Genomic DNA, 1928 nt, shown 5'->3' on the forward strand with positions numbered 1-1928 from the left:
GTCAAGCCGGAGTATGACATAATGTTAAACCTAAAATGACATTGGAATATCTTTTTTGTCAAAGTATGACATCAGTTTTAGTAATTATAGGAAAAATCTTCTATGCGGGAAAGCTCATTTACTGTTGTTCCGAATTTTTCTGCAACATCGTAGTAGCTTATTCTTACTGGATTTCCCAAAGCGTCATTTTTGTAAATGCGGCGTTCTGTGATTTTTGCATTTTCATAAACTTGAATTTCTGTAAGGAAGTCGTTTGCGTCATAGCGGAAAGCAATTTTGTTTGTGCAGTTTCCTTCCTCATCAAAAGTTTCTATCGCAGCGATTTTTTTTGATTCTGTAAATGAATAGTTTCTTGAAAGACTGAATGATCCGTCTCCGTTGTATTCAGTTTCCTGGACAGGAATTCCATCGTCATTCAAAGTCTGGATTACGCGCATATAGAGTTTTCCGTCTTTGTCGTAGTGGTTTTCCGTAACTTTTTTGCCTTCATATTTATAGATTGTCTTTGAACTAAGGTTGCCGGAATCACTTTCTGTAACTGTGTATGACTTGATTTTTGAGTCAACGCCGTATTCGTATTCAGTCTTGAGTTCTGCTTCAGATTCTGCGTCAAAGTAAGCCATGCTTGCAAGTTTTTTTGCGTTGTAAGTGTATGTTGTTTTTGTTATAAGCTCGTCTTTTGCGTTTAAGAGTGAATATTCCGTTTCTTGTCCGTTGCTGAAATTGTGAACTTCTTTTTCTGAAATAGAGCGGAAATATTCACCAAACTTAGAAGTTACAGAATAATTTGTCTTTGTGTAGGAAGTAACGTTTCCGGCTGGAGTAAATCCAGTTGAAAAATTGTCGGCAAAAGCAGAAAATGCTGAAAGGACAGCAACAGCGAAAAAAGCGGTTTTTTTCATAAATCCCCCAAATGTTAAAAGTGTAAATTTATCTTACTTATTATCGACTAAAAAGCAAAAAATTTTTATAGTAAACGCATGGATTTTTTTGAGCTTAAGGCTTTTATTTCCGTGGCAAAGAATCTTCATTTTGCTCGTGCCGCAAACGAAATCAATTTAAGTCCTTCTGCATTAAGCCGGCTTATTTCAAGATTGGAAGAGGAAACCGGCGCTGAGCTTTTTGACAGAAGAAGCAAGGATATATTTCTTACAGAAAAAGGCAGGAAATTTCTTGGTTTTGCTTCAAAGTGCGTGGAAGAAAAAGAAAATCTTGTAAATGAATTTTCGCAGCTAAAGGACAGCGTGTGCGGAACTCTTCATATTTATGCTAGCGTTACGGCGTGCTATACGATAATGCCTCCGTTCATAAAAAAACTTTCTGCAAAATATCCGGCGGTTCATCTTTCCATAGAAACAGGAGATCCTGCCGGGGCTGTGAGCGCGGTGAGGGAAGGGCGGGCGGAACTTGCGGTGGCGGCAATTCCTGACGAGCGTTCTGCATTTTTTGACTGCATTTCCGTGTGCCGAACTCCTCTTGTATTTGCGGCTGCATTGAGCGGTCCTTATGTTGACGTGCAGGGAAGTCCGCAGGATATAGTTTCCACAGTGCCTTTGATTTTGCCAAAAGCTGGACTTGCGCGCAAAAGATTCGATTCTTGGATAAAAAGCCGCAATGTTCATCCGGAGGTTGCCGCGGAAACAGAAGGAAACGAAGCTGTAATGGCTCTTGCCGCTCTTGGACTTGGAATAGGACTTGTTCCAAAAATTGTTTTGGAAAACGGACCATACAAAGAAGGCTTTGTGTCTCATAACGCAGGAAACGCGCTAGGCTTTTATGACATAGGATTCATTCAAAAGGCAAAAATCACGGGAAGTGAAAGCGCAAGAAAAATCCGCATTGCAGTGAATGAAATATTGGGCATTTCATAAAATTGTATTTTGCAATGTTAGAAGCAACTAAAAAAGCTATAAGAAAAAGCGCGTCAA

2 protein-coding genes are annotated in these 1928 nt (G+C 39.5%); one reads left to right on the top strand and one right to left on the bottom strand.

Translation table 11 applies throughout. From position 1 onward, the window contains the following. Positions 1–77: 77 nt before the first annotated feature. Positions 78–902 (bottom strand): hypothetical protein, encoded by an 825-nt coding sequence (locus tag B4C08_RS04710; RefSeq protein WP_296663503.1) that lies wholly within the window; start codon positions 900–902, stop codon positions 78–80. Between the two features lie 78 nt (positions 903–980). Between B4C08_RS04710 and B4C08_RS04715 the strand changes: the two genes are divergently transcribed. Continuing rightward, complete coding sequence (locus B4C08_RS04715) at positions 981–1871, top strand: LysR substrate-binding domain-containing protein (protein WP_296663506.1); 891 nt, start codon at positions 981–983, stop codon at positions 1869–1871. Positions 1872–1928: the final 57 nt, after the last annotated feature.

The sequence above is a fragment of the Treponema sp. UBA753 genome (assembly GCF_002297325.1).
Taxonomy (GTDB): Bacteria; Spirochaetota; Spirochaetia; order Treponematales; family Treponemataceae; genus Treponema_D.

Coding starts and splice junctions, on each gene's coding strand:
- B4C08_RS04710 (WP_296663503.1), bottom strand. CDS start 902: ATGAAAAAAACCGCTTTTTTCGCTGTTGCTGTCCTTTCAGCATTTTCT.
- B4C08_RS04715 (WP_296663506.1), top strand. CDS start 981: ATGGATTTTTTTGAGCTTAAGGCTTTTATTTCCGTGGCAAAGAATCTT.